The organism is Pseudomonas sp. R151218B TE3479 (assembly GCF_053629195.1).
Genome location: NZ_JBRJHV010000001.1, coordinates 2,228,782 through 2,250,350, shown reverse-complemented (window position 1 = coordinate 2,250,350; position 21,569 = coordinate 2,228,782). Strand labels below are relative to the sequence as shown.

Genomic DNA, 21,569 nt, shown 5'->3' with positions numbered 1-21,569 from the left:
TTGTGGGAGCGAGCTTGCTCGCGATAGCGGTGTAGCCAGTCGACATCAATGTTGGATGTAAGACCGCCATCGCGAGCAAGCTCGCTCCCACAGGTTTTGGTGTACATCAACCTGGGCCGTCGCGAAACCGTCCGGTCATGGCATAATCCTTCACCTTTTATTTCCAGCACCTGCAAAGGGGGCAGTTCCTTGACCGATTCAAGCAAAACGTTGCACCTTTTCGGCATCAAAGCCTGTGACACGATGAAAAAGGCGCGCACCTGGCTCGATGATCACGCTGTGCACTACGACTTTCACGACTACAAGACCGCCGGCATCGACCGTGAACACCTGACCCAATGGTGCAACGAGCATGGCTGGCAAGTGGTGTTGAACCGTGCCGGTACGACCTTTCGCAAACTCGACGACGAACGCAAAGCCGATCTCGACCAGACGAAAGCCATCGAACTGATGCTCGCCCAACCCTCGATGATCAAGCGCCCGGTGCTCGATCTCGGTGACCGAACCCTGATTGGCTTCAAGCCAGATATTTATGCGGCAGAGATCAAGTAAGCCTGCCCAGTCCATTTTGTAGAGGTAATTTCATGTCCACTACCCTGTTCAGCCTGGCCTTCGGCGTCGGCACCCAAAACCGTCAAGGCGCCTGGCTGGAAGTGTTCTACGCACAGCCGCTGCTCAAGCCGTCGGCTGACATCGTCAAAGCCATCGCGCCGATCCTTGGCTACAGCGAAGGCAACCAGGCCATCACCTTCACCACCGCCCAGGCCTCGCAACTGGCTGAAGCCCTCAAGGGCGTCGATGCCGCACAAGCTGCCCTGCTGACCCGCCTGGCTGAAAGCCACAAGCCGCTGGTCGCCACCCTGTTGGCCGAAGATGCCCAACTGAGCTCCACCCCTGAGGCCTACCTCAAGCTGCACCTGTTGTCCCATCGCCTGGTCAAGCCCCACGGCCTGAACCTGGCCGGCATCTTCCCGCTGCTGCCGAACGTGGCCTGGACCAGCCAGGGCGCGATCGACCTGGCCGAACTGGCCGAGCACCAGCTCGAAGCCCGCCTGCGTGGCGAGCTGCTGGAAGTGTTCTCGGTGGACAAGTTCCCGAAAATGACCGACTACGTGGTCCCGGCCGGCGTGCGCATCGCCGACGCCGCGCGCATCCGCCTGGGCGCCTATGTGGGTGAAGGCACCACGGTCATGCACGAAGGTTTCGTCAACTTCAACGCCGGCACCGAAGGCCCGGGCATGATCGAAGGCCGTGTCTCGGCGGGCGTGTTCGTCGGCAAGGGTTCGGACCTGGGCGGCGGTTGCTCGACCATGGGCACCCTGTCGGGCGGCGGCAACATCGTGATCAAGGTGGGCGAAGGCTGCCTGATCGGCGCCAACGCCGGCATCGGCATCCCGCTGGGCGACCGCAACACCGTGGAGTCGGGCCTGTACGTGACCGCCGGCACCAAAGTCGCCCTGCTGGACGAAAACAACCAACTGGTGAAAGTGGTCAAGGCCCGCGATCTGGCCGGCCAGCCCGACCTGTTGTTCCGCCGCAATTCCGAGACCGGCGCGGTGGAATGCAAGACGCACAAGTCGGCCATCGAGCTGAACGAAGCACTGCACGCCCACAACTAAGCTTCACACCACCACCTGTGGGGGCGAGCCCTTGTGGGAGCCGAGCTTGCTCGCGATGAACGATGACGCGGTCTTGCAGCTAAACCGTGTCGCTGCCATCGCGAGCAAGCTCGGCTCCCACAAAAAAGCCCGCTCCCACAAGGTCCGGCGTATATCCAGCAGGGCCCGAAAGCATGTTGATCCAATCCCCCTGGCGTGCCGATTTCCCGGCCATCGCCGCCCTGCAACGGCAAGGCCAGACCTACCTGGACAGCGCCGCCACCACGCAAAAACCCCAAGCCCTATTGGACGCCCTGACGCATTACTACGCCAACGGCGCGGCCAACGTGCACCGTGCACAACATTTGCCGGGCGCCCATGCCACCCAGGCGTTCGAGGACAGCCGCCTCAAGGCTTCGCAATGGCTCAATGCCGGAAACTGCGGGCAGGTGGTCTTCACCCACGGCGCCACTTCGGCGCTGAATCTGCTGGCCTACGGGCTGGAACATTTATTCAACCCGGGCGATGAGATCGTCATCAGCGCCCTGGAACACCACGCCAACCTGCTGCCGTGGCAGCAACTGGCCGAGCGCGGTTCGTTGACCCTGGTGGTATTGCCACTGGATGCCGACGGCGTGATCGATCCTGGCGCCGCCGCCGAACTGATCGGCCCCCGTACGCGCTTGCTGGCGGTGAGCCAGTTATCCAACGTGCTGGGCGCCTGGCAGCCCGTGCCGGCGCTGCTGGCGCTGGCCAAGGCCCACGGCGCGCTGACGGTGATCGACGGCGCCCAAGGCGTGGTCCATGGCCGCCACGACGTGGAAGCGCTGGGCTGCGACTTTTACGTGTTTTCCAGTCACAAACTCTATGGCCCCGACGGGCTGGGCGTGCTGTTCGGCCGTACCGAAGCCCTTGGCAAGCTGCACCATTGGCAGTTCGGCGGCGAAATGGTGCAACAGGCCGATTACCACAGCGCCACCTTCCGTCCGGCACCGCTGGGCTTCGAAGCCGGCACGCCGCCGATTGCCAGCGTGATCGGCTTGGGCGCGACCCTGGACTACCTGTCCGCCCTCGATCCGCAAGCGGTCATCGACCATGAAGCGGCGCTGCACGACTACCTGCGCCATGGCTTGCTGGCCCGCAACGGCATTCGCCTGCTGGGCAACCCGCGCCTGGCCCTGGTCAGTTTCGTGGTCGAAGGCATCCACAACGCCGACCTGGCGCACCTGCTGACCGAGCAAGGCATTGCCGTGCGCGCCGGGCATCACTGCGCGATGCCGCTGTTCAAGCATTTGAAGCTGTCCGGGGCAATTCGGGTGTCGTTGGCGTTGTACAACGATTCCGCCGACATCGAACGGTTCTTCGAAGCCCTCGACCAAGCCTTGGAGATGTTGCGATGAACCTGCCAGCCGATGCCGCCACGGCGCTGCAGATCTTTCGGGACGCGTCAGGCTGGGAGCAACGGGCCCGATTGCTGATGCAATGGGGCGAACGTCTGCCACCCCTGAGCGACGCGGACAAGTGCGAGGCTAATCTCGTCCACGGCTGTGAAAGCCAGGTGTGGTTGGTGGGTCACTTGCACGACGGGCACTGGCAGTTTTGCGCCAGCAGCGATGCACGGTTGATCCGCGGGTTGGTGGCGTTGCTGCTGGCGCGGGTCAACGGGCTGTCCGCTGATGAGTTGCAACAGGTGGACCTACCGGATTGGTTCAACCAGCTGGGATTGTCGCGGCAGCTGTCGCCGTCGCGTAGCAATGGCTTGAATGCGGTGTTGAAGCGGATGTTTGAGTTGACTCAGTAACCGCCATCGCGAGCAAGCTCGCTCCCACAGGGGATTTGGTGTACGCAAATACTGCATTCAGCCCGACCCCATGTGGGAGCGAGCTTGCTCGCGATGAGGCCATCAGCCCCCTCAAACCTGAGGCTTGACCCTGTCAGCCGGTCGCCGCACACCCGCCACGATCTTATCCACAGCCTTGGTCGCCGCGACCATGCCGAACGTCGCCGTGACCATCATCACCGCACCAAACCCACCGGCGCAGTCGAGCTTGACGCCGTCGCCGACAAAACTCTTCTGCAGGCAAATGCTGCCGTCCGGTTTCGGGTAGCGCAGTTGTTCGGTGGAGAACACGCAAGGCACGCTGTAGTGGCGGGTCACGGTGCGGGAAAAACCGTAGTCGCGGCGCAAGGTGGAGCGCACCTTGGAAGCCAGTGGATCGTTGAACGTACGGTTGAGGTCGCAGACCTGGATCAGCGTCGGGTCGATCTGCCCACCCGCGCCGCCGGTGGTGATGATCTGGATCTTGCGGCGCTTGCACCAGGCGATCAGTGCAGCCTTGGCGTTGACGCTGTCGATGCAGTCGATCACGCAGTCGATGTTCGGCGTGATGTACTCGGCCATGGTGTCGCGGGTGACGAAGTCCGCCACCGCGTGCACCGTGCAGTCGGGGTTGATCCCCCGCAGCCGTTCGGCCATCACGTCGACCTTGGGTTTGCCGACGGTGCTGTCCAGGGCGTGCAACTGGCGGTTGGCGTTGCTGACGCAAACATCGTCAAGGTCGAACAGCGAAATCTCGCCCACGCCGCAACGGGCGATAGCTTCCGCCGCCCAGGACCCGACACCACCGACGCCGACGATCGCCACATGGGCCGCCCGCAGGCGTTCCAGGCCTTCAATTCCATACAAACGGGCGATGCCGGCAAACCGTGGATCTTCTGTACTCATGACCATTACCCCAAAAACCGGCGCGCATTATAGGGCTTTGTCTCGGCAATTTAAGCAAAACCTCTGTGGGAGCGAGCTTGCTCGCGATGGCGTCGGATCAGCCAGCATCGATGTCGACTGATACACCGCCATCGCGAGCAAGCTCGCTCCCACAGGTTTTGTGTTCCACCTGTCCCGCACCAGGGGCCAATGGTGTTCGTTTTGCTATAAGATAACCGCCATTTTGCGAACCTTGGCCCAAATGCAATCCAACGGCCGAACTCAGGACCTGTGGGAGCGGGCTTGCTCGCGAAGGCATCATCACTGACGCTAAAAGCTTCGCGAGCAAGCCCGCTCCCACAGAGCCCGTGTTTCCTTTCCATGTTTCCGGAGTTTTCCATGACGGCCCACGCCGACCTCTCGCCGACCCTGCAACTCGCCTGCGACCTGATCCGCCGTCCGTCCGTGACGCCGGTGGATGCCGATTGCCAGAAACTGATGATGCAGCGCCTGGGCAACGCGGGCTTCACGCTCGAGCCGATGCGCATCGAGGATGTGGATAACTTCTGGGCCAGCCATGGCAAGCATGACGGCCCGGTGCTGTGTTTCGCCGGGCACACCGATGTGGTGCCGACCGGTCCGGTGCAGGCCTGGCAGCTCGACCCGTTCGACGCCGTCATCGATGAAGAAGGCATGCTCTGTGGGCGCGGTGCGGCGGACATGAAGGGCAGCCTGGCGGCGATGGTGGTGGCGGCCGAACGGTTCGTCGCCGACTACCCGGACCACAAGGGCTCGCTGACCTTCCTGATCACCAGCGATGAAGAAGGCCCGGCCCACCACGGCACCAAAGCCGTGGTCGAACGCCTCAAGGCCCGTCAGGAACGACTGGACTGGTGCATCGTCGGCGAACCGTCGAGCACTACCTTGGTGGGCGATGTGGTCAAGAACGGTCGGCGCGGCTCCCTCGGCGCCAAACTGACCGTGCGCGGCAAGCAAGGCCACGTGGCTTATCCACACCTGGCGAAGAACCCGATCCACCTGGCCGCGCCCGCCTTGGCCGAATTGGCCGCCGAGCATTGGGACCACGGCAACGACTTCTTCCCGCCCACCAGTTTCCAGATCTCCAACCTCAATTCCGGCACCGGCGCGACCAACGTGATCCCCGGTGACCTGGAAGCGGTCTTCAACTTCCGCTTCTCCACCGAGTCCACCGTCGAAGGCCTGCAACAGCGGGTAGCCGACATCCTCGACAAGCATCAGTTGGACTGGCACATCGACTGGGCCTTGTCCGGCCTGCCGTTCCTCACCGAACCGGGCGCGCTGCTCGATGCGGTGTCGTCGAGCATCCGGGATGTCACCGGGCGCGAGACCCAGGCGTCCACCAGCGGCGGCACGTCCGACGGTCGCTTCATCGCCACCATGGGCACGCAAGTCGTGGAACTCGGGCCGGTCAACGCGACCATCCACCAGGTCAACGAGCGCGTGCTGGCCGCCGATCTCGACGTGCTGACCGAGATCTACTACAAGACGCTGATCAAGTTGCTCGCCTGATGCTCGCCTGCCCGATCTGCAGTGAACCGCTGAACGCGGTGGATAACGGCGTGGTGTGCCCGGCCGGCCACCGCTTCGACCGCGCGCGGCAGGGGTACCTGAACCTGTTGCCGGTGCAGCACAAGAACAGCCGCGACCCCGGTGACAACCAGGCGATGGTCGAAGCCCGCCGCGACTTTCTCAACGCCGGGCACTATGCCCCGGTCGCCCGGCGCCTGGCTGAACTGGCCGCCGAGCGCGCGCCCGGGCGCTGGTTGGACATCGGCTGCGGCGAGGGTTACTACACCGCACAGATCGCCGAGGCGTTGCCCCAGGCCGATGGCTATGCCCTGGACATTTCCCGAGAGGCGGTCAAGCGTGCCTGCAAACGCAACCCGCAACTGACCTGGTTGATCGCCAGCATGGCCCGGGTGCCGTTGGCGGACGGTTGCTGTCAGTTCCTGGCCAGCGTGTTCAGCCCGCTGGACTGGCAAGAGGCCAAGCGCCTGCTCAGCCCCGGCGGCGGCCTGATGAAGGTCGGCCCCACCGCCGGCCACCTGATGGAGTTGCGCGAGCGCCTGTACGACGAAGTGCGCGCCTATACCGACGACAAGCACCTGGCCCTGGTGCCGTCGGGCATGGTGCTGGATCACAGCGAAACCCTCGAATTCAAGCTGACCCTCGACAATGGCCAGGATCGCGCCAACCTGCTGGCCATGACGCCCCACGGTTGGCGCGCCAGCGCCGAACGCCGCGCCAGCGTAATCGAACAGGCCGAGCCCTTCGAGGTCACGGTGTCGATGCGCTACGATTATTTCGTTCTTCAATAACCTTTTTGATTCCGGGCCCCGGGCAACCGTTCGGGGCCAGTTAAATCCGCGAATGGATTTTTCAAGACCGCAGCGAGGACATCCATGCGCCAACCCGATATCGAGATTTACCTCAAGGACGCCGACGTCGACCACAAGGCCATCGCCGCCTGGCTCGGCCAGGCCCTGGGCCCGTGCAGCGACTGGGTACAGAAAGGCCAGACCTACAAGTGCAAGGCCGGCAGCATCCCCGTGACCTGGCTGCCCAAGGCCGTGGGCAAATGGAACAGCCTGTACCTGGAAAGCGACCAGACCCCGTGGGAAGACGACATCGCCTGCGCCCGCGCCGCCTTCGCCGCACTGAACGTCGAAGTGCGTTGCGCGCCTGGGTCATGGGTGGAAGAAGAAGGAGAAGAATCGGCGGACCGCTGGATTCGCATCAGCGCCGACGGGGAAGAAGAGATTACCTGGAAGACGGCGTGACGCGAAGAACCAATGGGGGAGCGAGCTAACTCGCGATAGCGGTCTGCCTGAGACGATGATGTTGAAAGTACCGCCATCATCGCGAGCAAGCTCGCTCCCACAGGGGATGTGTGGCGGGCACGAAATATGTGAACACCCCGTTCAAAACTGTGGGAGCGAGCTTGCTCGCGATAGCGGTAGATCAGCCAGATTGGAAGTGACTGACACACCGCTATCGCGAGCAAGCTCGCTCCCACAATGGGTTTTGTGTAGCCAGTGAATGCGGTTTACAACCCCACCACATCCTCAGCCTGCAAGCCCTTATGCCCTTCCACGACCGCGTACTCGACCTGCTGGCCTTCGGTCAGGGAACGGTGGCCTTCGCCGCGGATGGCGCGGTAATGCACGAATACATCCGCCCCGCCTTCGCGTTGGATGAAGCCGTAACCCTTGGCGTCGTTGAACCACTTCACACTGCCGGTTTCCCGTGCTGACATGATGCTCACTCCCATTTTTATCTTATAAGTCGACTTTTCGATGGAAAGCCGTACGAACTTTCACCACCGTCTGGCCGTCAATGGGAGGCCGGGGCGGTAACCTGCCGAGTATATGACACACGGGAAAACTCTCAACTGACTTTACTTCGGCGCTTTTTTGCCGATTTTCGATGAATCCGGCACACTAGCGGGCCCGAGCAGCCGCTCGGTTTTATCCACTCATGCAGAAGCCGTATGACCCGCTCCCCGTTCCGCCGTCTTGTGTTTGGCACCCTGCGCCGACTGTTGTACCTCTGGGTTCGCTCCGAGACCATCAACCAGTCGTCCTTTACCCTCAACCTCGACCGCAGTCGTCCGGTGTTCTACGTCCTGCAAGACCCTTCGCTCACCGACCTGGCGGTGCTCGACACCGAATGCACCAAGGCCGGCCTGCCTCGTCCGGTGCTGCCGGTCTCGGTGGGCAACCTGCTGGAGCCGGCGGCGTTTTTCTACCTGACTCCCGCGCCGGACTGGCTCGGCCGCCAGGACAAGCGCGGTGCGCCCCCCACCTTGACCCGCCTGGTCGATGCCCTGAGCCACAACGCGGCCGAGGACGCGCAGATCATCCCGGTCAGCGTGTTCTGGGGCCAGTCGCCCGACAGCGAATCCAGCCCCTGGAAGCTGTTGTTCGCCGACAGCTGGGCTGTCACCGGGCGCTTGCGCCGCCTGTTGAGCATCATGATCCTGGGGCGCAAGACCCGCGTGCAATTCTCCGCACCGATCCACCTGCGCGAACTGATCGAACACGACAAAGGCCACGAACGCACCGTGCGCATGGCCCAGCGGATCCTGCGGGTGCATTTTCGCAACTTGAAAGCGGCGGTCATCGGCCCCGACATCTCCCACCGACGCAACCTGGTCAAGGGTCTGTTGAACCAGCCGCTGGTCAAGCAGGCGATCGCCGAGGAAGCCGAACGGGAAAAGATCGCCCCGGAAAAAGCCAAGGCCCAGGCCCTGCGCTACGGCAACGAGATCGCTTCGGACTACACCTACACCGCGATCCGTTTCCTGGAAGTTGTACTGAGCTGGTTCTGGAACAAGATCTACGACGGCATCAAGGTCAACCACATCGAAGGCGTGCAGAACGTCGCCCAGGGCCACGAAGTCATCTATGTGCCGTGCCACCGCAGCCACATCGACTACCTGCTGCTGTCGTACCTGCTGTTTCGCAACGGCCTGACGCCACCGCACATCGCCGCCGGCATCAACCTCAACATGCCAGTGATCGGCGGCCTGTTGCGCCGAGGCGGGGCGTTCTTCATGCGCCGCACTTTCAAGGGCAACCCGCTCTACACCGCGGTGTTCAACGAATACCTGCACACGCTGTTCACCAAAGGTTTCCCGGTGGAGTACTTCGTCGAGGGCGGTCGCTCGCGCACCGGGCGCATGCTGCAACCCAAGACCGGCATGCTCGCCATCACCCTGCGCAGCTTCCTGCGCTCGTCGCGCATGCCCATCGTGTTCGTGCCGGTCTACATCGGTTATGAGCGGGTGCTGGAAGGCCGAACCTACCTGGGCGAACTGCGCGGGGCCAGCAAGAAGAAAGAATCGATCTTCGACATCTTCAAAGTCATCGGCGCCCTCAAGCAGCGCTTCGGCCAGGTGGCGGTGAACTTCGGCGAACCGATCAAGCTGGCGGAATTCCTCGACGGCGAACAACCCGGTTGGCGCCAACAGGAACTGGGCCCGCAATTCAAACCGGCCTGGCTCAACGCAACCACCCATCGCCTCGGCGAGCGCGTGGCCCGTCACCTGAACGAAGCCGCGGCCATCAACCCGGTCAACCTGGTCGCCCTGGCGCTGCTGTCCACCAGCCGCCTGGCCCTGGACGACCGCGCCATGGCGCGGGTGCTCGACCTGTACCTGGCGTTGCTGCGCAAAGTCCCGTACTCGCCCCACACCACCCTGCCCGAAGGCGATGGCCAAGCGCTGATCGAACACGTGAAGGGCATGGACCTGCTGTCGGAACAGAGCGATGCCCTGGGCAAGATTCTGTACCTGGACGAGCAGAACGCGGTGCTGATGACCTACTACCGCAACAACGTGCTGCACATCTTCGCCCTGCCGGCGTTGCTGGCGAGCTTCTTCCAGAGCAGCTCGCGCATGAGCCGCGAACAGATCCTGCGCTACACCCATGCGTTGTACCCGTACCTGCAATCGGAGTTGTTCATTCGCTGGTCGCTGGAAGAGCTGGACAGCGTGGTCGACCAATGGCTCGAGGCGTTTGTCGAACAGGGCCTGCTGCGTTTCGAAAACGACCTGTACCTGCGTCCGGCGCCGAGTTCACGGCACTTCGTGCTGCTGACCCTGCTGTCCAAAAGCATTGCCCAGACCTTGCAGCGCTTCTACATGACCGTCTCGCTGCTGCTCAACAGCGGTCAGAACACCGTCAGCGCCGAAGAGCTGGAAGACCTCTGTACCGTCATGGCCCAGCGCCTGTCGATCCTGCATGGCCTGAACGCACCGGAATTCTTCGACAAGAGCCTGTTCCGCCACTTCATCCAGACGATGCTGGACCTCGATGTGCTACGCCGCGACGAGGCCGGCAAACTCAGCTACCACAAATTGCTGGGCGAACTGGCCGAAGGCGCGGCCAAGCGGGTGCTGCCGGCGGAGATTCGCTTGTCGATTCGCCAGGTGGCGTTGCATCGCAGTGAAGATGCGGCGGAGATCGCCGTCAGCCCCGACCTTTGACATTTGCCGATCACTCACCCTGAACATGGAACGGTTCTGGTGAGTGCATCGGTCAATTGGCAGGCGTACTCCGACGCCACGCAGCGGCCAAGGCGACGTCAAACGAAGAAAAGACTTACAGAGAACTTTGGAGCAGGCCTCTAGGATGAGGTCACGTCAATGTCGACGTATTGAAAAGGAATTCAACATGAACATCATCACCCTCACCCTGCAACTGCCCGCAGGCTACGAACTTCCGGAAGCCGGCCGTGCCGAAATCAGCGTTCGAAATGCCGACGGTGTGCAGATCAGCACCAGCGGCGGCCAGGGCTCGAACATGGCGCCAAGGGAGCCGCTCCAGCAGCCTTGGCAGTATCGCTTCCAGATCAATTCCGAGAGGGCGTCCGTAGGCGAGAAACTCTCGGTAAAGGTGCAAATGTACCAAGGTGGTACCGCTCTTTTCCTTGATACCGAACAGGCCTTCACCTGGGATGGCGGCGATCAAGACGTTGACATCCCTCTGAGCCTGGCGCCAGCATCGCTGGCTGAAACTGTTCAAGCGCCCGTGTTCGGTTCCTGATCCGCGACGCGACGCAGGGATGCTTGGACGCAAATCCGTTAAATGCTCGTTGACGCCGGTGTGTGGCTGGCGTCAACGAGCCAGGTGCTTCCCCATGAAAAAACTCGCTCTGCTCGCATCCATGGCCTTGCTGGCCGCTTGCCAATCGACAACACCACCCGCCGCGTCCCTCGACGGCGAAGTCTTCTATCTGCAACGCATCGCCCTGCCGCCCAACGCTACCTTGAGCGTTAGCCTGCAGGACGTTTCCCTGGCCGACGCTCCTGCGGTGGTGCTCGATGAACAGAGCGGCCCGATCAAAGGCCAGGTCCCGCTGCCGTTCCACCTCAGTTATGATCCCGCCCAGGTCAAGCCCGGCCATCGTTATGCCGTGAGCGCCCGCATCGAAGTGGATGGCCAGTTGATGTTCATCACCACCGAACAACACGCCGTGCAACTCGATGGCAAGGATCCGCAGCCGTTGAAGATCCGCGTCAACGCCGCACGCTGATTGCTTTTTCCAACTTTTTTCAAGGACGCCATCATGCTCCGCTCTACCCTCCGTTTCACCGGCCTGTGCGCGGGCCTGTTGATCTGCGCCAATGCCATGGCCCTGTCCCTGGGCGACCTGTCGCAACAAGATGCCACGGGCGGCCTCAAGGACGCCTTGGCCCAAGGCGCACAGGTGGCGGTCAAGCAACTGGGCACACCCGGCGGCTTCAGCAACAACCCGGATGTGAAAATCGAACTGCCAGGCAAGCTGGGCAAAGTCGCCAGCAAGATGAAGGCCTTCGGCATGGGTGAGCAGGTCGATCAACTGGAAACCAGCATGAACCAGGCTGCCGAGGCCGCCGTGGTCCAGGCCCAGCCGATCCTGGTCAATGCCGTGAAGAACATGAGCGTGAGCGATGCCAAGGGCATCTTGAGCGGCGGCAACGATTCGGCCACGCAATACCTGAACAAGAGCAGCCGCGAGCAGATCCGCGCCAAGTTCCTGCCCATCGTCAAACAAGCCACCGACAAGGTCGGCCTGGCCCAGAAATACAATGCCTTCGCCGGCCAGGCCGCGACGCTCGGCGTGCTGGATGCCAAGAGCGCCAACATCGAGAACTACGTGACCGAACAGGCGCTGGATGGATTGTTCGAGATGATCGGCAAGCAGGAAGCCACCATTCGCCAGAACCCGGCGGCTGCGGCGACCAGTTTGGCGAAGAAAGTCTTCGGCACCCTCTGAGCCCCGGCCCAAAACAACTGTGGGAGCGAGCTTGTTCGCGATGGCGGTATCAGCTTCAACAACTTTGCTGGTGTTGCACCGCTATCGCGAGCAAGCTCGCTCCCACATTGGATCTGCGCTGGTCGCTGGATCAGTTCAGGTTTTCTTGACCCTGAACCACGCCGCATACAACGCCGGCAGGAACAACAGCGTCAACGCCGTGGCCACGATCAAGCCGCCCATGATTGCCACCGCCATCGGCCCGAAGAACAGGCTGCGTGACAGTGGGATCATCGCCAGCACCGCGGCCAGTGCGGTGAGCACAATCGGGCGGAAGCGGCGCACCGTGGCTTCGATGATCGCCTGCCAGGGCGCTAGGCCAGCCTTGATGTCCTGTTCGATCTGATCCACCAGGATCACCGAGTTGCGCATGATCATTCCCGACAGCGCGATAGTGCCGAGCATGGCGACGAAGCCGAACGGCTGGCGGAACACCAGCAAAAACAGCGTGACGCCGATCAACCCCAGGGGCGCGGTGAGAAACACCATGGCCGTGCGGGAGAAACTGCGCAGTTGCAGCATCAGCAACGTCAGTACCACCACGATGAACAACGGCACACCGGCATTCACCGATTTCTGGCCGCGGGCCGAATCCTCCACCGTACCGCCCACCTCCAACAGGTAACCGTCCGGCAGCTCGGCACGAATCGGCTCCAGGGTCGGGAAGATCTGCTGGACCAGGGTCGCCGGTTGCTCCTTGCCGTAGATATCGGCCCGCACGGTCACGCTCGGCAGGCGATTGCGGTGCCAGATCACGCCCTCTTCGAAGCCGTATTCCAGCGTCGCGATCTGCGACAGGGCCACGCTCTGGCCGTTGTCGGTTGGCACCGCCAGGCTCGGCAGCAGCGACAGCTCGGTGCGTTCATGCACCGCACCGCGCAGCAGGATTTCGATCAGTTCGTTGTCTTCCCGGTACTGGCTGACACTGGAGCCGGTGAGGGAGCTGCGCAGGAAACTCGCCAGGTCGGTCGTGCTGACACCCAAGGCCCGGGCACGGTCCTGGTCGACGTTCAGGTACACCACCTTGCTCGGCTCTTCCCAGTCCAGGTGCACATTGACCACGTAGGGATTTTCGCGAACTTTCGTCGCCACTTTCCGCGCCAGGGCCCGGACTTCTTCGATGTGCTCGCCCGTGACGCGGAACTGCACCGGATAGCCGACCGGCGGGCCGTTTTCCAGGCGCGTGACCCGGGAGCGCAGGGTCGGGAATTGCTCGTTCAGGGTCGCGATCAACCAACTGCGCAACGGCTCGCGGTCTTCGATGGTCTTGGCCAGCACCACGAACTGGGCAAAGCTGGAAGCCGGCAGTTGTTGATCCAGCGGTAGATAGAAACGCGGTGAACCGGTGCCGACGTAGGCCACGTAGTTGTCGATACCGGCATGGTCCTTGAGCAGCGCTTCCAGGCGCTTGACCTGCTCGGCGGTGTTGCTCAGGGAGGCGCCTTCCTGCAGCTTCAAGTCGACCATCAGCTCCAGCCGCCCCGATGCCGGGAAGAACTGCTGCGGCACGAACCGGAACAACACCACCGAACCGACGAACAACAGCACGGTCAGCAGGATGACGGTTTTGCGCCGACGCACGCACCATTCCACCATTCGCCGGACACGCTGATAAAACGGCGTGCCATAAGGGTCGGTCTGGCCGTCAGTCGTGCCATGTTTGGCCGCATGAATTTTCGCCAAGTCTGGCAGGAGCTTTTCCCCCAGGTACGGCACGAACACCACGGCGGCCACCCAGGACGCCAGCAACGCCAGGGTCACCACCTGGAAAATCGAACGGGTGTATTCGCCAGTGCCCGATTGCGCGGTGGCGATCGGCAGGAAGCCCGCCGCCGTGATCAACGTACCGGTGAGCATCGGGAATGCGGTGCTGGTCCAGGCGAAGCTGGCGGCCTTGATCCGGTCGAAGCCCTGCTCCATCTTGATCGCCATCATCTCCACCGCAATGATCGCATCGTCCACCAGCAGCCCCAGGGCCAACACCAGCGCGCCGAGGGAAATCTTGTGCAGGCCGATCCCCAGGTAGTACATGGCGGCGAACGTCATCGCCAGTACCAGAGGGATCGCCAGGGCCACCACCATCCCGGTGCGCAGCCCCAGGGAGAAGAAGCTCACCAGCAACACAATCGTCAGCGCTTCCACCAACACTTGGACGAACTCACCGACCCCGGTCTTCACCGCCGCCGGCTGGTCCGAAACCTTGCGTAATTGCATGCCGGCGGGCAGGGTGTTCTGGATACGGGCAAAGTCGGCTTCAAGGGCCTTGCCCAGAATCAGGATATCCCCACCTTCCTTCATCGCCACAGCCAGGCCGATGGCGTCCTCGCCCATGAAGCGCATGCGTGGCGCTGGCGGGTCGTTGAAACCACGGCGCACGTCCGCCAGGTCGCTGATGCGGAACGTACGATCGCCGACCCGGATCGGGAAGTTGCGGATCTCTTCCACCGTCTGGAAATTCCCAGAAACCCGCAGTTGCAAACGCTCGCTGCCAGTCTCGAAGAAGCCCGCAGTGGAAACCGTGTTCTGCTCTTCAAGGGCCTGCTGGACTGCGGCCAAGGGTAGACCGAGGGTCGCCAGCTTCACGTTCGACAACTCGATCCAGATCTTCTCGTCCTGTAACCCGAGCAGCTCGACCTTGCCCACGTCCTTGACCCGCTGCAACTGGAGCTGGATGCGATCGGCGTAGTCCTTGAGCACGGCATAGTCGAAGCCGTCGCCGGTCAGTGCGTAGATATTGCCGAAGGTGGTCCCGAATTCGTCGTTGAAGAACGGCCCCTGGATACCCGGCGGCAAGGTGTGGCGGATATCGCCGATTTTTTTGCGCAACTGGTACCACAGCTCGGGAATCTGCGCCGAATGCAGGGAATCGCGGGCCATGAACGTCACTTGGGATTCCCCCGGCCGAGAGAACGAGACGATCCTTTCGTAGTCGCCGGTTTCCATCAGCTTCTTTTCGATGCGCTCGGTGACTTGCCGCGAAACTTCCTCGGCCGTGGCGCCTGGCCAGTTGGTCCGGATCACCATGGCCTTGAAGGTGAACGGCGGGTCTTCGCTCTGGCCGAGCTTTGTGTAGGAAAGCGCGCCGACGATGGCCAGCAACAACATCAGGAACAGTACGATCTGGCGGTTACGCAGCGCCCATTCGGAAAGATTGAAACCCATCGCGGATTACTCCTTCGCCGTCAGGTTGACCACACGGTTGGAGCGATCCACCGGCCGCACCTGCTGGCCGTCGAGGAGCACATGCACGCCGGCAGCCACCACCCAGTCGTCGGGGCTCAGGCCTTCCAGCACCGGCACAGTCTTTTCGCCGAAGGCGCCGACCCGCACCGGGACTTTTTTCAAGGTGTTGTTGGCGTTGACCACCCAGACATACGTCGCGCCGTTCTCAGCCGTCAGGGCCGACAAGGGCACCGACAGCGGCACCTTGTCGGCAGTCTGGATAAACACCCGCGCGCTCTGGCCCAACTCGGCCGGAACACTGCCGGCGGTAAAGGCCACGCGGGCGGCGAAGGTACGGGACTTGGGATCGGCCGCGGGCGACAGTTCGCGAATACGCCCGCTGAAACGCTGGTCGGGCTGGCTCCACAGCTCGACCGAGACCGGCTGGCCGATCTTGAACCGGCCAAACCCTTGTTCCGGCAGACTGATCAGCACCTCGCGCTCACCGTCGGTGGCCAGGGTGAAGACGGTTTGCCCGGCCGAAACCACCTGCCCGACTTCCACCGAGCGCCGGGCCACCACGCCATCCTGGGGCGCACGCAACACCGAATAGCTGGCCTGGTTGTTGGCGACATCGAACTCGGCCTTGATCTGCTTGAGCCGTGCGGTGCCGGAGCGATAAAGGTTTTCGGCATTGTCGTACTGGGAGCGGCTGACCATTTGCCGCTCCATCAAGGTTTTGTAGCGGTCACGCTCGGCGCGGACCAGGTTCAGGTTGGCCTCGGCGGCGGCGACCTGGGCACGGGTCGCTTCCAGTTGCAGGCGTACATCTTCGGGATCGAGCTCGGCCAACGGTTGATTGGCCTTGACCCGCTGCCCCTCTTCCACCAGTCGTCGGCTCACCTTGCCGCCAATGCGAAAGGCCAGATCGGGCTCGAAACGGGCCCGCACTTCGCCAGGGTAACTGTCCATCGCCTGGGCCGACGGCTCGGGCTTGACCACCATGGCCGGGCGCACGGCGACGGGCACCGGCTCGTCACGACCGCACGCAGACAATAAAAAAACCAGGGTGACTGGCACGGCGAGGGGCAGGGCATAGCGGAACATGGCGAGTGACCTTTCGCTAATGGTGCTTGGAATAATTATACTGGCGAGTATGTTATTAATAGCAAACTCACCAGTCCAGTATTAAAGCGAAGAAATGTCGAACAATCCTTCCCCCCCCAGCGGCCCTGGTCGCCCCAAGGACCTGGCCAAGCGCCAGGCCATTCTCGATGCGGCGAAACGCCTGTTCCTGGGCATGGGTTATGCCAATACCAGCATGGACGCCGTCGCCACCGAGGCCGGGGTTTCCAAATTGACGGTCTATAGCCATTTCAACGACAAGGAGACACTGTTCTCCGCTGCCGTCATCGCCAAATGCGAAGAGCAGGTGCCGTCGCTGTTTTATGAATGGCCCGACGGCGTTCCGATCGAACACGTGTTGTTGAACATTGCCCGCGGGTTCAACCAACTGATCAACAGCGACGAATCCCTGAACCTGCATCGGCTGATCATGGCCCTGGGCAGCCAGGACCCGAAGCTGTCGACGATCTTCTACGAAGCAGGCCCACAGCGGATGCTCTCAGGCATGGAGCGGCTGCTGGCCAAGGTCAACCAGAGCGGAGCCCTGAGCATCGAAAAACCGCGCAATGCCGCCGAGCATTTTTTCTGCCTGATCAAGGGCGCGGCGAATTTCCGGTTGTTGTCTGGCTGCGGCGAACCCCAGAAACCGGAAGCGGCCGAGGCTCATGTGCAGGAAGTGGTGGGGTTGTTCATGCGGGCTTATAGGCCTTAGCTCGACCGGTAGCCTTTTGCTGGCTGGAAGGGCCTCATCGCGAGCAAGCTCGCTCCCACAGGGCTTGATGAGCCACAGATCCAATGTGGGAGCGAGCTTGCTCGCGATGCAGGCGACCCGGTCTCAGGGCTTGAGCGCTTTCTTCGGGTAGATGTCGTAGCGACTGGATTTGCCATCGAGCCCATGGCTCGGCTTCGGCCCTTCGATGCACGGGGCTTTGCGCGGGCGCTTGACCACCACCCGGTGCGTCGCCAGGGCCAGGGCCGCGGCAAGCAGTGCCGGGGCGTCCGGGTCATCGCCCACCAGGGGGCGGAACAGGCGCATTTCCTTCTTCACCAGGGCGGTTTTTTCACGATGAGGGAACATCGGGTCGAGGTAAATCACCTGGGGCGGTTCGCCTTCCCAGTTGCGCATCACCTCAATGGAATTGCCCTTGAGCAAACGCATGCGCGCCACGATCGGCGCCACCTCGAAGTCCTCGGCCCCACGGGCCAGGCCATCCTCCAGCAAGGCGCCAATCAGCGGCTGGCGCTCGATCAGGCTCATGTCGCAGCCCAGGCTGGCCAGCACGAACGCATCCTTGCCCAACCCGGCCGTGGCATCGAGCACCCGCGGACGCACACCCTGAGCGATGCCGACCGCCTTGGCGATCATCTGGCCGCTGCCGCCGCCGTACAAGCGCCGGTGAGCCGCACCGCCTTCGACGAAGTCCACGCGCACCGGCCCTGGTGCATCCGGGCCCAACTGCTGCAATTGCAACCCCTGCTCACCGACCTGCAAGGCAAACTCGCCATCGTCCACTTGCAAAGGCAGGCCAAGCCGCTCGGCCCAGTGTTCGGCCTGCGGTTGGAAGGCCGGGGCCAGGGCCTCGACATGGATGCGGCAGGCCGCGGGTTGCTCACTCATGGAAACATGCTCAAAAAATTAAGGATCGGCAAAAACGGCCGATAACAACGGTGAACGGCATTTTGCCAGAGCTGAGCGTCGACCGAGAAAAATGTCAGACATTCAATCCACATCGATAGGCGTTATCTCCCCTTACGGCGATTACAGCCTGCGTAACACCCAAGCGCTGAGCGGCGTCAGTCACCTGTGGCAGGATTTTTTTTCCCGGGCCCTGGCCGATCAACTGGGTGATAACGCACCGGCGCCTGGCAGCTACCAGCCAGTGCCCCTCGATGAGGCCGTTGAACCGACCCTCGGCGCCGAGCTGCTGGCGCACATCGTTAGCCAGCGTACCTGTGAAGTGACCGAAACGCCGGTCAAGCCGCCTGAACCATTGTTCCTGCCCATCGCCGAATTCGAACTCGACCTGCTGGACAAGCCCTTCCCACCCTTCCCGCCGGAAGAAATCGCCGCCCAGCAAAAACAGCAGACCTTCGAAAGCAACTGGGTTCGCCCACTTGTTCTCGCCGCCGGCCAACCGCTGCCAGAGCCGGGCCCGGCACCACAACCGCGCCCATTGCACCTGCCGATCGCCGAGTTCGAACTGGACCTGCTGGACAAACCCTTTCCGCCGTTCCCGGAAGAAGAGCTCGTAGCACAGCAGAAGCAACTGGACTTCGACACCCGCTGGGCGCGTCCGATCGTGCTGCAGAACCTGCGCATCGCCGCCTGAATCAGCGACAGATCCACCATGGCCCCACGTCCAGATGAAAATGGTTGCGGTGCGCCGCGTTGTAATCCGGGCTCAAGACCACACTGAACATGTCGCAGGCGCCGTCCCGTGCCTGACGCAGAAAGCGCGCATCGGCATTGTCCTTGGGCCAGTCCCTGAGCACGCTGATCGTGCGCCCATCGGCCAGGCGAAACCCGGCGATGTCCAACGCACTGGCGGTGGCGTGCTGGCTACGCGCACCGCTCTCGCGACCGTACATGTTGCGGCAGGCGAAACTGCCGAGGTGATCGACCCGCGTCACTCTCTGCCCGTAGGCTGCTATTGCCGCCGGCTGCAACCCATGGCGCTCGAACAGCGCGAACGCCACCGCAAGCGGGCAACTGGCGAGGAAACTGCTGCTCAGCGCCACCTCACCGCCCTGCACCCTCAACACGTTGGTCAACGGGCACGACGTATTGGCGCCACTGTCGGCCTGGCGCGCGGTGCGCAGCCCCGAGGTGGCGAGGGCCTGGTCACACAGCTGCGGGTCGTTGCGCAAGGCCATGAGTTTGAAGCGGGTCAGCAGGTTGGGCGCGAGATTGACGTCCAAGGGCGCCCAGGGATTCCATTGGGGCGGCAGTGCCACCCAGCCGCGCCATACCGCCAGCACGGCGACGCCAACGAGCAGTGCCACGATCGCAAGAGCTTTCAAAAACCGCACGACAATGCCTCGGGCATCAACCCTTGAATAATTGGTTGGCCTGCTTGAACGGCATCGAGCGGCGCGTGAAGGTGAACGTGCCCTGTTGCTGGATTTCCTCGGCGGCGCGGAAGAACTCGCCATACGCGGCCAGGGCCAGCGCTGACCCGACGCTGATGCGCTTGACGCCCAACTCGCTCAACTGGGCGACGGTCAGGTCCAGCGCCCCGGACATCAGTACATTCACCGGTTTCGGCGCCACGGCCTGCACCACCGCGAGCACTTGCTTGGCGCTGCTCAGCCCCGGAGCGTAAAGCACGTCAGCCCCCGCGTCCGCGAAAGCCTTCAGGCGGCGAAGGGTGTCGTCCAGATCCAGATTGCCGTGCAGGAAGTTTTCCGCCCGGGCCGTCAGCAGGAAGGGATACGGCAAGCTGCGCACGGCCTCGGCGGCGGCCTTGACCCGCGCCACGGCGTGGTCGAAGCAATAGATCGGGCTGTCTTCGCGCCCCGTGGCATCCTCGATCGAACCACCCACCGCACCGGCCTGCGCCGCACGGAGCAGGTTACGCGCACAGTCCTCGGGGGCATCGGCAAAACCGTTCTCCAGGTCGACGGCCACCGGCAGGTCAGTGGCTGCCACAATCGCCCGTACGTTGGCCAACGTGTCCTCCAGGCCCAGCGCGCCATCGGGTCGGCCCAAGGAAAAGGCGTGACCGGCACTGGTGGTGGCCAAGGCTTCAAAGCCGAGGCTGGCCAGCATCTTGGCCGAACCGGCATCCCACGGGTTGGGAATGACAAAGGCCCCTTCGCGTTCGTGCAAGGCCTTGAACGCCTGGGCTCGACGAGTTTGCGCATCCATGTAGTTCGCTCCTGAGCAGAGAAGGAGTGGGCCTCAGAGCAAACCCAGTTGCTCGGCGGCGGGTTCTCTATATAGCGCAGGCAGGGCCGGCAAGCCAGGTAATCGACTCATCAAACGCTCGTGAAAGCGTTGCGCGAGCCGGGCCGCCAGCAGGTTGTCGGCAGTGTGCAGGAAGATATAAGGCGTGCGTCCCTCTTCGATCCAACCGGCGATTTTCTCCACCCAGGGCGTCAGGAACGGTTCGTTGGCTTCCAGCACTGGATGGCCGATGAAGCGCACTTGCGGACGTTGCGTGAACGCTGCGGGCCGGGGCGGCACGCGGGGCTTTTTCGATTGCGCGTGAAGCACGGCGGGATCAAGGGAGGTGCAGCTGAACAAGGCCCGGGGATCGAGGCAGATGCGTTCGACGCCGCGATCGAGCAACAGACGATTGAGCCGCCGCTCGGCGTCGCCCTTGGCAAAGAATTCATCGTGACGGACCTCCACGGCCAAGGGGCGCTGCAAGGCGTCGATGAACCCTGCCAATTCCGCTAACCGATTCGGAGTGAAGGCCTTGGACAGTTGCAGCCAGTACGGCGCGACGCGCTCGCCCAAGGGGCTGAGCAGTTGCAGGAAGGTTTCGGTAGCCGTCAGGCGCTCGCGCAAGTCGCCATTGTGGCTGATGTCACCGGGAAACTTGGCGGTGAAACGAAAGTGCTCGGGCATGATGTCGGCCCAGCGCTGGACCGTGGCCGCAGACGGGCTGGCATAGAAGGTCGTATTGCCTTCCACGGCATTGAACACTTGGGAATAGAGATCGAGGAAGTCGGTGCTTTTGGCGTCCTGGGGATAAAGGTAATCGCGCCAGGCGTTTTCGCTCCAGGACGGACAGCCCAGATAGTAAGGCAAGACCATCAGATGTAGAGATCGAGTCCCAGCACTTCCATATCCCAATCGACGAAACCGGCGGTGCTCAGGTAGCTCGCCAGGGCCGTGGCGACGCTGCGGCTCATCGCACGGTGATAAATCATGTCTTGCTGGCGGGCGGGAAGATTGCTCAGGCGTTGCGCGGAAGCTTTGGCGGCGCGGGCGGCCAATTGTTCCTCGGACGGAAATTCCAGGTCACCGTCGATGTCATCGAAGTTTTCCGGCTCAGTGGTTTTACCCGCACGAGGCCGACGCTTGATGGGATAGGACTGGGATGAAAAGCCGTCTATACGCATAACAGAATGCTCGGTATCAATGATGGCAATTTAGCGGCACTTTCGCAGCCGCGCAAATGCGCAAGTGA

22 protein-coding genes are annotated in these 21,569 nt (G+C 62.5%); 13 read left to right on the top strand and 9 right to left on the bottom strand.

The window, feature by feature from the left end:
• The first annotated feature begins 189 nt into the window (after positions 1-189).
• From AB7M32_RS09975 to AB7M32_RS09960, 4 genes are all read left to right on the top strand, one after another.
• Positions 190-552, top strand: coding sequence for an ArsC family reductase (locus AB7M32_RS09975; protein WP_053119206.1), 363 nt, complete (start codon positions 190-192; stop codon positions 550-552).
• 32 nt (positions 553-584) lie between these two features.
• The gene (gene dapD / locus AB7M32_RS09970; protein ID WP_092202214.1) at positions 585-1,619 is read left to right on the top strand and encodes a 2,3,4,5-tetrahydropyridine-2,6-dicarboxylate N-succinyltransferase; all 1,035 of its coding nucleotides are present in this window, start codon (positions 585-587) and stop codon (positions 1,617-1,619) included.
• 173 nt (positions 1,620-1,792) lie between these two features.
• The gene (locus AB7M32_RS09965) at positions 1,793-2,998 is read left to right on the top strand and encodes an aminotransferase class V-fold PLP-dependent enzyme (protein WP_454249800.1); all 1,206 of its coding nucleotides are present in this window, start codon (positions 1,793-1,795) and stop codon (positions 2,996-2,998) included.
• Entirely contained in the window at positions 2,995-3,399 is a 405-nt protein-coding gene (locus tag AB7M32_RS09960; protein WP_454249799.1) for a SufE family protein, read from the top strand. The genes AB7M32_RS09965 and AB7M32_RS09960 overlap by 4 nt, the downstream gene beginning before the upstream one ends.
• A gap of 111 nt (positions 3,400-3,510) precedes the next feature.
• Here AB7M32_RS09960 and tcdA read toward each other — a convergent pair whose 3' ends face one another.
• Positions 3,511-4,329, bottom strand: coding sequence for a tRNA cyclic N6-threonylcarbamoyladenosine(37) synthase TcdA (gene tcdA, locus AB7M32_RS09955; protein ID WP_092202220.1), 819 nt, complete (start codon positions 4,327-4,329; stop codon positions 3,511-3,513).
• 372 nt (positions 4,330-4,701) lie between these two features.
• Here tcdA and dapE point away from each other — a divergent pair, with 372 nt between their 5' ends.
• From dapE to AB7M32_RS09940, 3 genes are all read left to right on the top strand, one after another.
• Positions 4,702-5,853, top strand: a complete 1,152-nt coding sequence (gene dapE / locus AB7M32_RS09950) for a succinyl-diaminopimelate desuccinylase (protein WP_454249798.1) — start codon at positions 4,702-4,704, stop codon at positions 5,851-5,853.
• The gene (locus AB7M32_RS09945) at positions 5,853-6,662 is read left to right on the top strand and encodes a putative RNA methyltransferase (RefSeq protein ID WP_454249797.1); all 810 of its coding nucleotides are present in this window, start codon (positions 5,853-5,855) and stop codon (positions 6,660-6,662) included. Before dapE ends, AB7M32_RS09945 begins: the two co-directional genes overlap by 1 nt.
• An 84-nt stretch (positions 6,663-6,746) precedes the next feature.
• Complete coding sequence (locus AB7M32_RS09940; protein WP_053182357.1) at positions 6,747-7,124, top strand: hypothetical protein; 378 nt, start codon at positions 6,747-6,749, stop codon at positions 7,122-7,124.
• 266 nt (positions 7,125-7,390) lie between these two features.
• Here AB7M32_RS09940 and AB7M32_RS09935 read toward each other — a convergent pair whose 3' ends face one another.
• A complete protein-coding gene (locus tag AB7M32_RS09935) occupies positions 7,391-7,600 on the bottom strand; it encodes a cold-shock protein (protein ID WP_454249796.1) in 210 nt (69 codons plus the stop codon).
• Positions 7,601-7,834: 234 nt separating this feature from the next.
• On the opposite strand from AB7M32_RS09935, the gene plsB reads away from it, so the two are divergent.
• The 4 genes from plsB (at position 7,835) to AB7M32_RS09915 (ending at position 12,105) form a co-directional block, all read left to right on the top strand.
• Positions 7,835-10,333: a glycerol-3-phosphate 1-O-acyltransferase PlsB gene (plsB, locus tag AB7M32_RS09930; RefSeq protein ID WP_454249795.1), complete on the top strand. Its 2,499-nt coding sequence runs from the start codon at positions 7,835-7,837 to the stop codon at positions 10,331-10,333.
• Between the two features lie 187 nt (positions 10,334-10,520).
• Positions 10,521-10,892, top strand: coding sequence for a hypothetical protein (locus tag AB7M32_RS09925; protein ID WP_454249794.1), 372 nt, complete (start codon positions 10,521-10,523; stop codon positions 10,890-10,892).
• 94 nt (positions 10,893-10,986) lie between these two features.
• Positions 10,987-11,382: a YbaY family lipoprotein gene (locus tag AB7M32_RS09920; RefSeq protein WP_060739014.1), complete on the top strand. Its 396-nt coding sequence runs from the start codon at positions 10,987-10,989 to the stop codon at positions 11,380-11,382.
• 33 nt (positions 11,383-11,415) lie between these two features.
• Positions 11,416-12,105, top strand: a complete 690-nt coding sequence (locus AB7M32_RS09915) for a DUF4197 domain-containing protein (protein ID WP_454249793.1) — start codon at positions 11,416-11,418, stop codon at positions 12,103-12,105.
• A 135-nt stretch (positions 12,106-12,240) separates the two neighbouring features.
• On the opposite strand, the gene AB7M32_RS09910 is transcribed toward AB7M32_RS09915, so the two are convergent.
• Positions 12,241-15,306, bottom strand: coding sequence for an efflux RND transporter permease subunit (locus AB7M32_RS09910; protein WP_454249792.1), 3,066 nt, complete (start codon positions 15,304-15,306; stop codon positions 12,241-12,243).
• 6 nt (positions 15,307-15,312) lie between these two features.
• Positions 15,313-16,413, bottom strand: coding sequence for an efflux RND transporter periplasmic adaptor subunit (locus tag AB7M32_RS09905; RefSeq protein ID WP_454249791.1), 1,101 nt, complete (start codon positions 16,411-16,413; stop codon positions 15,313-15,315).
• Between the two features lie 94 nt (positions 16,414-16,507).
• Between AB7M32_RS09905 and AB7M32_RS09900 the strand changes: the two genes are divergently transcribed.
• A complete protein-coding gene (locus tag AB7M32_RS09900; RefSeq protein ID WP_454249790.1) occupies positions 16,508-17,143 on the top strand; it encodes a TetR/AcrR family transcriptional regulator in 636 nt (211 codons plus the stop codon).
• Positions 17,144-17,266: 123 nt separating this feature from the next.
• Here the strand turns inward: AB7M32_RS09900 and AB7M32_RS09895 are convergent, their stop codons facing one another.
• Positions 17,267-18,049 (bottom strand): class I SAM-dependent methyltransferase, encoded by a 783-nt coding sequence (locus AB7M32_RS09895; protein ID WP_092253813.1) that lies wholly within the window; start codon positions 18,047-18,049, stop codon positions 17,267-17,269.
• Positions 18,050-18,140: 91 nt separating this feature from the next.
• Between AB7M32_RS09895 and AB7M32_RS09890 the strand changes: the two genes are divergently transcribed.
• Positions 18,141-18,761: an energy transducer TonB gene (locus AB7M32_RS09890; protein WP_454249789.1), complete on the top strand. Its 621-nt coding sequence runs from the start codon at positions 18,141-18,143 to the stop codon at positions 18,759-18,761.
• A 1-nt stretch (position 18,762) separates the two neighbouring features.
• Here AB7M32_RS09890 and AB7M32_RS09885 read toward each other — a convergent pair whose 3' ends face one another.
• From AB7M32_RS09885 to AB7M32_RS09870, 4 genes are read right to left on the bottom strand one after another with little or no spacing between them, the layout of a single operon-like run.
• Positions 18,763-19,461, bottom strand: a complete 699-nt coding sequence (locus tag AB7M32_RS09885; protein WP_454249788.1) for an extensin-like domain-containing protein — start codon at positions 19,459-19,461, stop codon at positions 18,763-18,765.
• A gap of 16 nt (positions 19,462-19,477) precedes the next feature.
• Positions 19,478-20,299 (bottom strand): isocitrate lyase/PEP mutase family protein, encoded by an 822-nt coding sequence (locus tag AB7M32_RS09880; RefSeq protein ID WP_092330731.1) that lies wholly within the window; start codon positions 20,297-20,299, stop codon positions 19,478-19,480.
• Positions 20,300-20,332: 33 nt separating this feature from the next.
• Positions 20,333-21,193, bottom strand: a complete 861-nt coding sequence (locus tag AB7M32_RS09875; RefSeq protein ID WP_454249787.1) for a DUF72 domain-containing protein — start codon at positions 21,191-21,193, stop codon at positions 20,333-20,335.
• Positions 21,193-21,501, bottom strand: coding sequence for a hypothetical protein (locus AB7M32_RS09870; RefSeq protein ID WP_454249786.1), 309 nt, complete (start codon positions 21,499-21,501; stop codon positions 21,193-21,195). Before AB7M32_RS09870 ends, AB7M32_RS09875 begins: the two co-directional genes overlap by 1 nt.
• Positions 21,502-21,569 lie beyond the last annotated feature (68 nt).

Coding starts and splice junctions, on each gene's coding strand:
- AB7M32_RS09920 (WP_060739014.1), top strand. CDS start 10,987: ATGAAAAAACTCGCTCTGCTCGCATCCATGGCCTTGCTGGCCGCTTGC.
- AB7M32_RS09965 (WP_454249800.1), top strand. CDS start 1,793: ATGTTGATCCAATCCCCCTGGCGTGCCGATTTCCCGGCCATCGCCGCC.
- plsB (WP_454249795.1), top strand. CDS start 7,835: ATGACCCGCTCCCCGTTCCGCCGTCTTGTGTTTGGCACCCTGCGCCGA.
- AB7M32_RS09875 (WP_454249787.1), bottom strand. CDS start 21,193: ATGGTCTTGCCTTACTATCTGGGCTGTCCGTCCTGGAGCGAAAACGCC.
- AB7M32_RS09945 (WP_454249797.1), top strand. CDS start 5,853: ATGCTCGCCTGCCCGATCTGCAGTGAACCGCTGAACGCGGTGGATAAC.
- dapE (WP_454249798.1), top strand. CDS start 4,702: ATGACGGCCCACGCCGACCTCTCGCCGACCCTGCAACTCGCCTGCGAC.
- AB7M32_RS09900 (WP_454249790.1), top strand. CDS start 16,508: ATGTCGAACAATCCTTCCCCCCCCAGCGGCCCTGGTCGCCCCAAGGAC.
- AB7M32_RS09890 (WP_454249789.1), top strand. CDS start 18,141: ATGTCAGACATTCAATCCACATCGATAGGCGTTATCTCCCCTTACGGC.
- dapD (WP_092202214.1), top strand. CDS start 585: ATGTCCACTACCCTGTTCAGCCTGGCCTTCGGCGTCGGCACCCAAAAC.
- AB7M32_RS09925 (WP_454249794.1), top strand. CDS start 10,521: ATGAACATCATCACCCTCACCCTGCAACTGCCCGCAGGCTACGAACTT.
- tcdA (WP_092202220.1), bottom strand. CDS start 4,329: ATGGTCATGAGTACAGAAGATCCACGGTTTGCCGGCATCGCCCGTTTG.
- AB7M32_RS09960 (WP_454249799.1), top strand. CDS start 2,995: ATGAACCTGCCAGCCGATGCCGCCACGGCGCTGCAGATCTTTCGGGAC.
- AB7M32_RS09915 (WP_454249793.1), top strand. CDS start 11,416: ATGCTCCGCTCTACCCTCCGTTTCACCGGCCTGTGCGCGGGCCTGTTG.
- AB7M32_RS09880 (WP_092330731.1), bottom strand. CDS start 20,299: ATGGATGCGCAAACTCGTCGAGCCCAGGCGTTCAAGGCCTTGCACGAA.
- AB7M32_RS09905 (WP_454249791.1), bottom strand. CDS start 16,413: ATGTTCCGCTATGCCCTGCCCCTCGCCGTGCCAGTCACCCTGGTTTTT.
- AB7M32_RS09910 (WP_454249792.1), bottom strand. CDS start 15,306: ATGGGTTTCAATCTTTCCGAATGGGCGCTGCGTAACCGCCAGATCGTA.
- AB7M32_RS09870 (WP_454249786.1), bottom strand. CDS start 21,501: ATGCGTATAGACGGCTTTTCATCCCAGTCCTATCCCATCAAGCGTCGG.
- AB7M32_RS09940 (WP_053182357.1), top strand. CDS start 6,747: ATGCGCCAACCCGATATCGAGATTTACCTCAAGGACGCCGACGTCGAC.
- AB7M32_RS09935 (WP_454249796.1), bottom strand. CDS start 7,600: ATGTCAGCACGGGAAACCGGCAGTGTGAAGTGGTTCAACGACGCCAAG.
- AB7M32_RS09895 (WP_092253813.1), bottom strand. CDS start 18,049: ATGAGTGAGCAACCCGCGGCCTGCCGCATCCATGTCGAGGCCCTGGCC.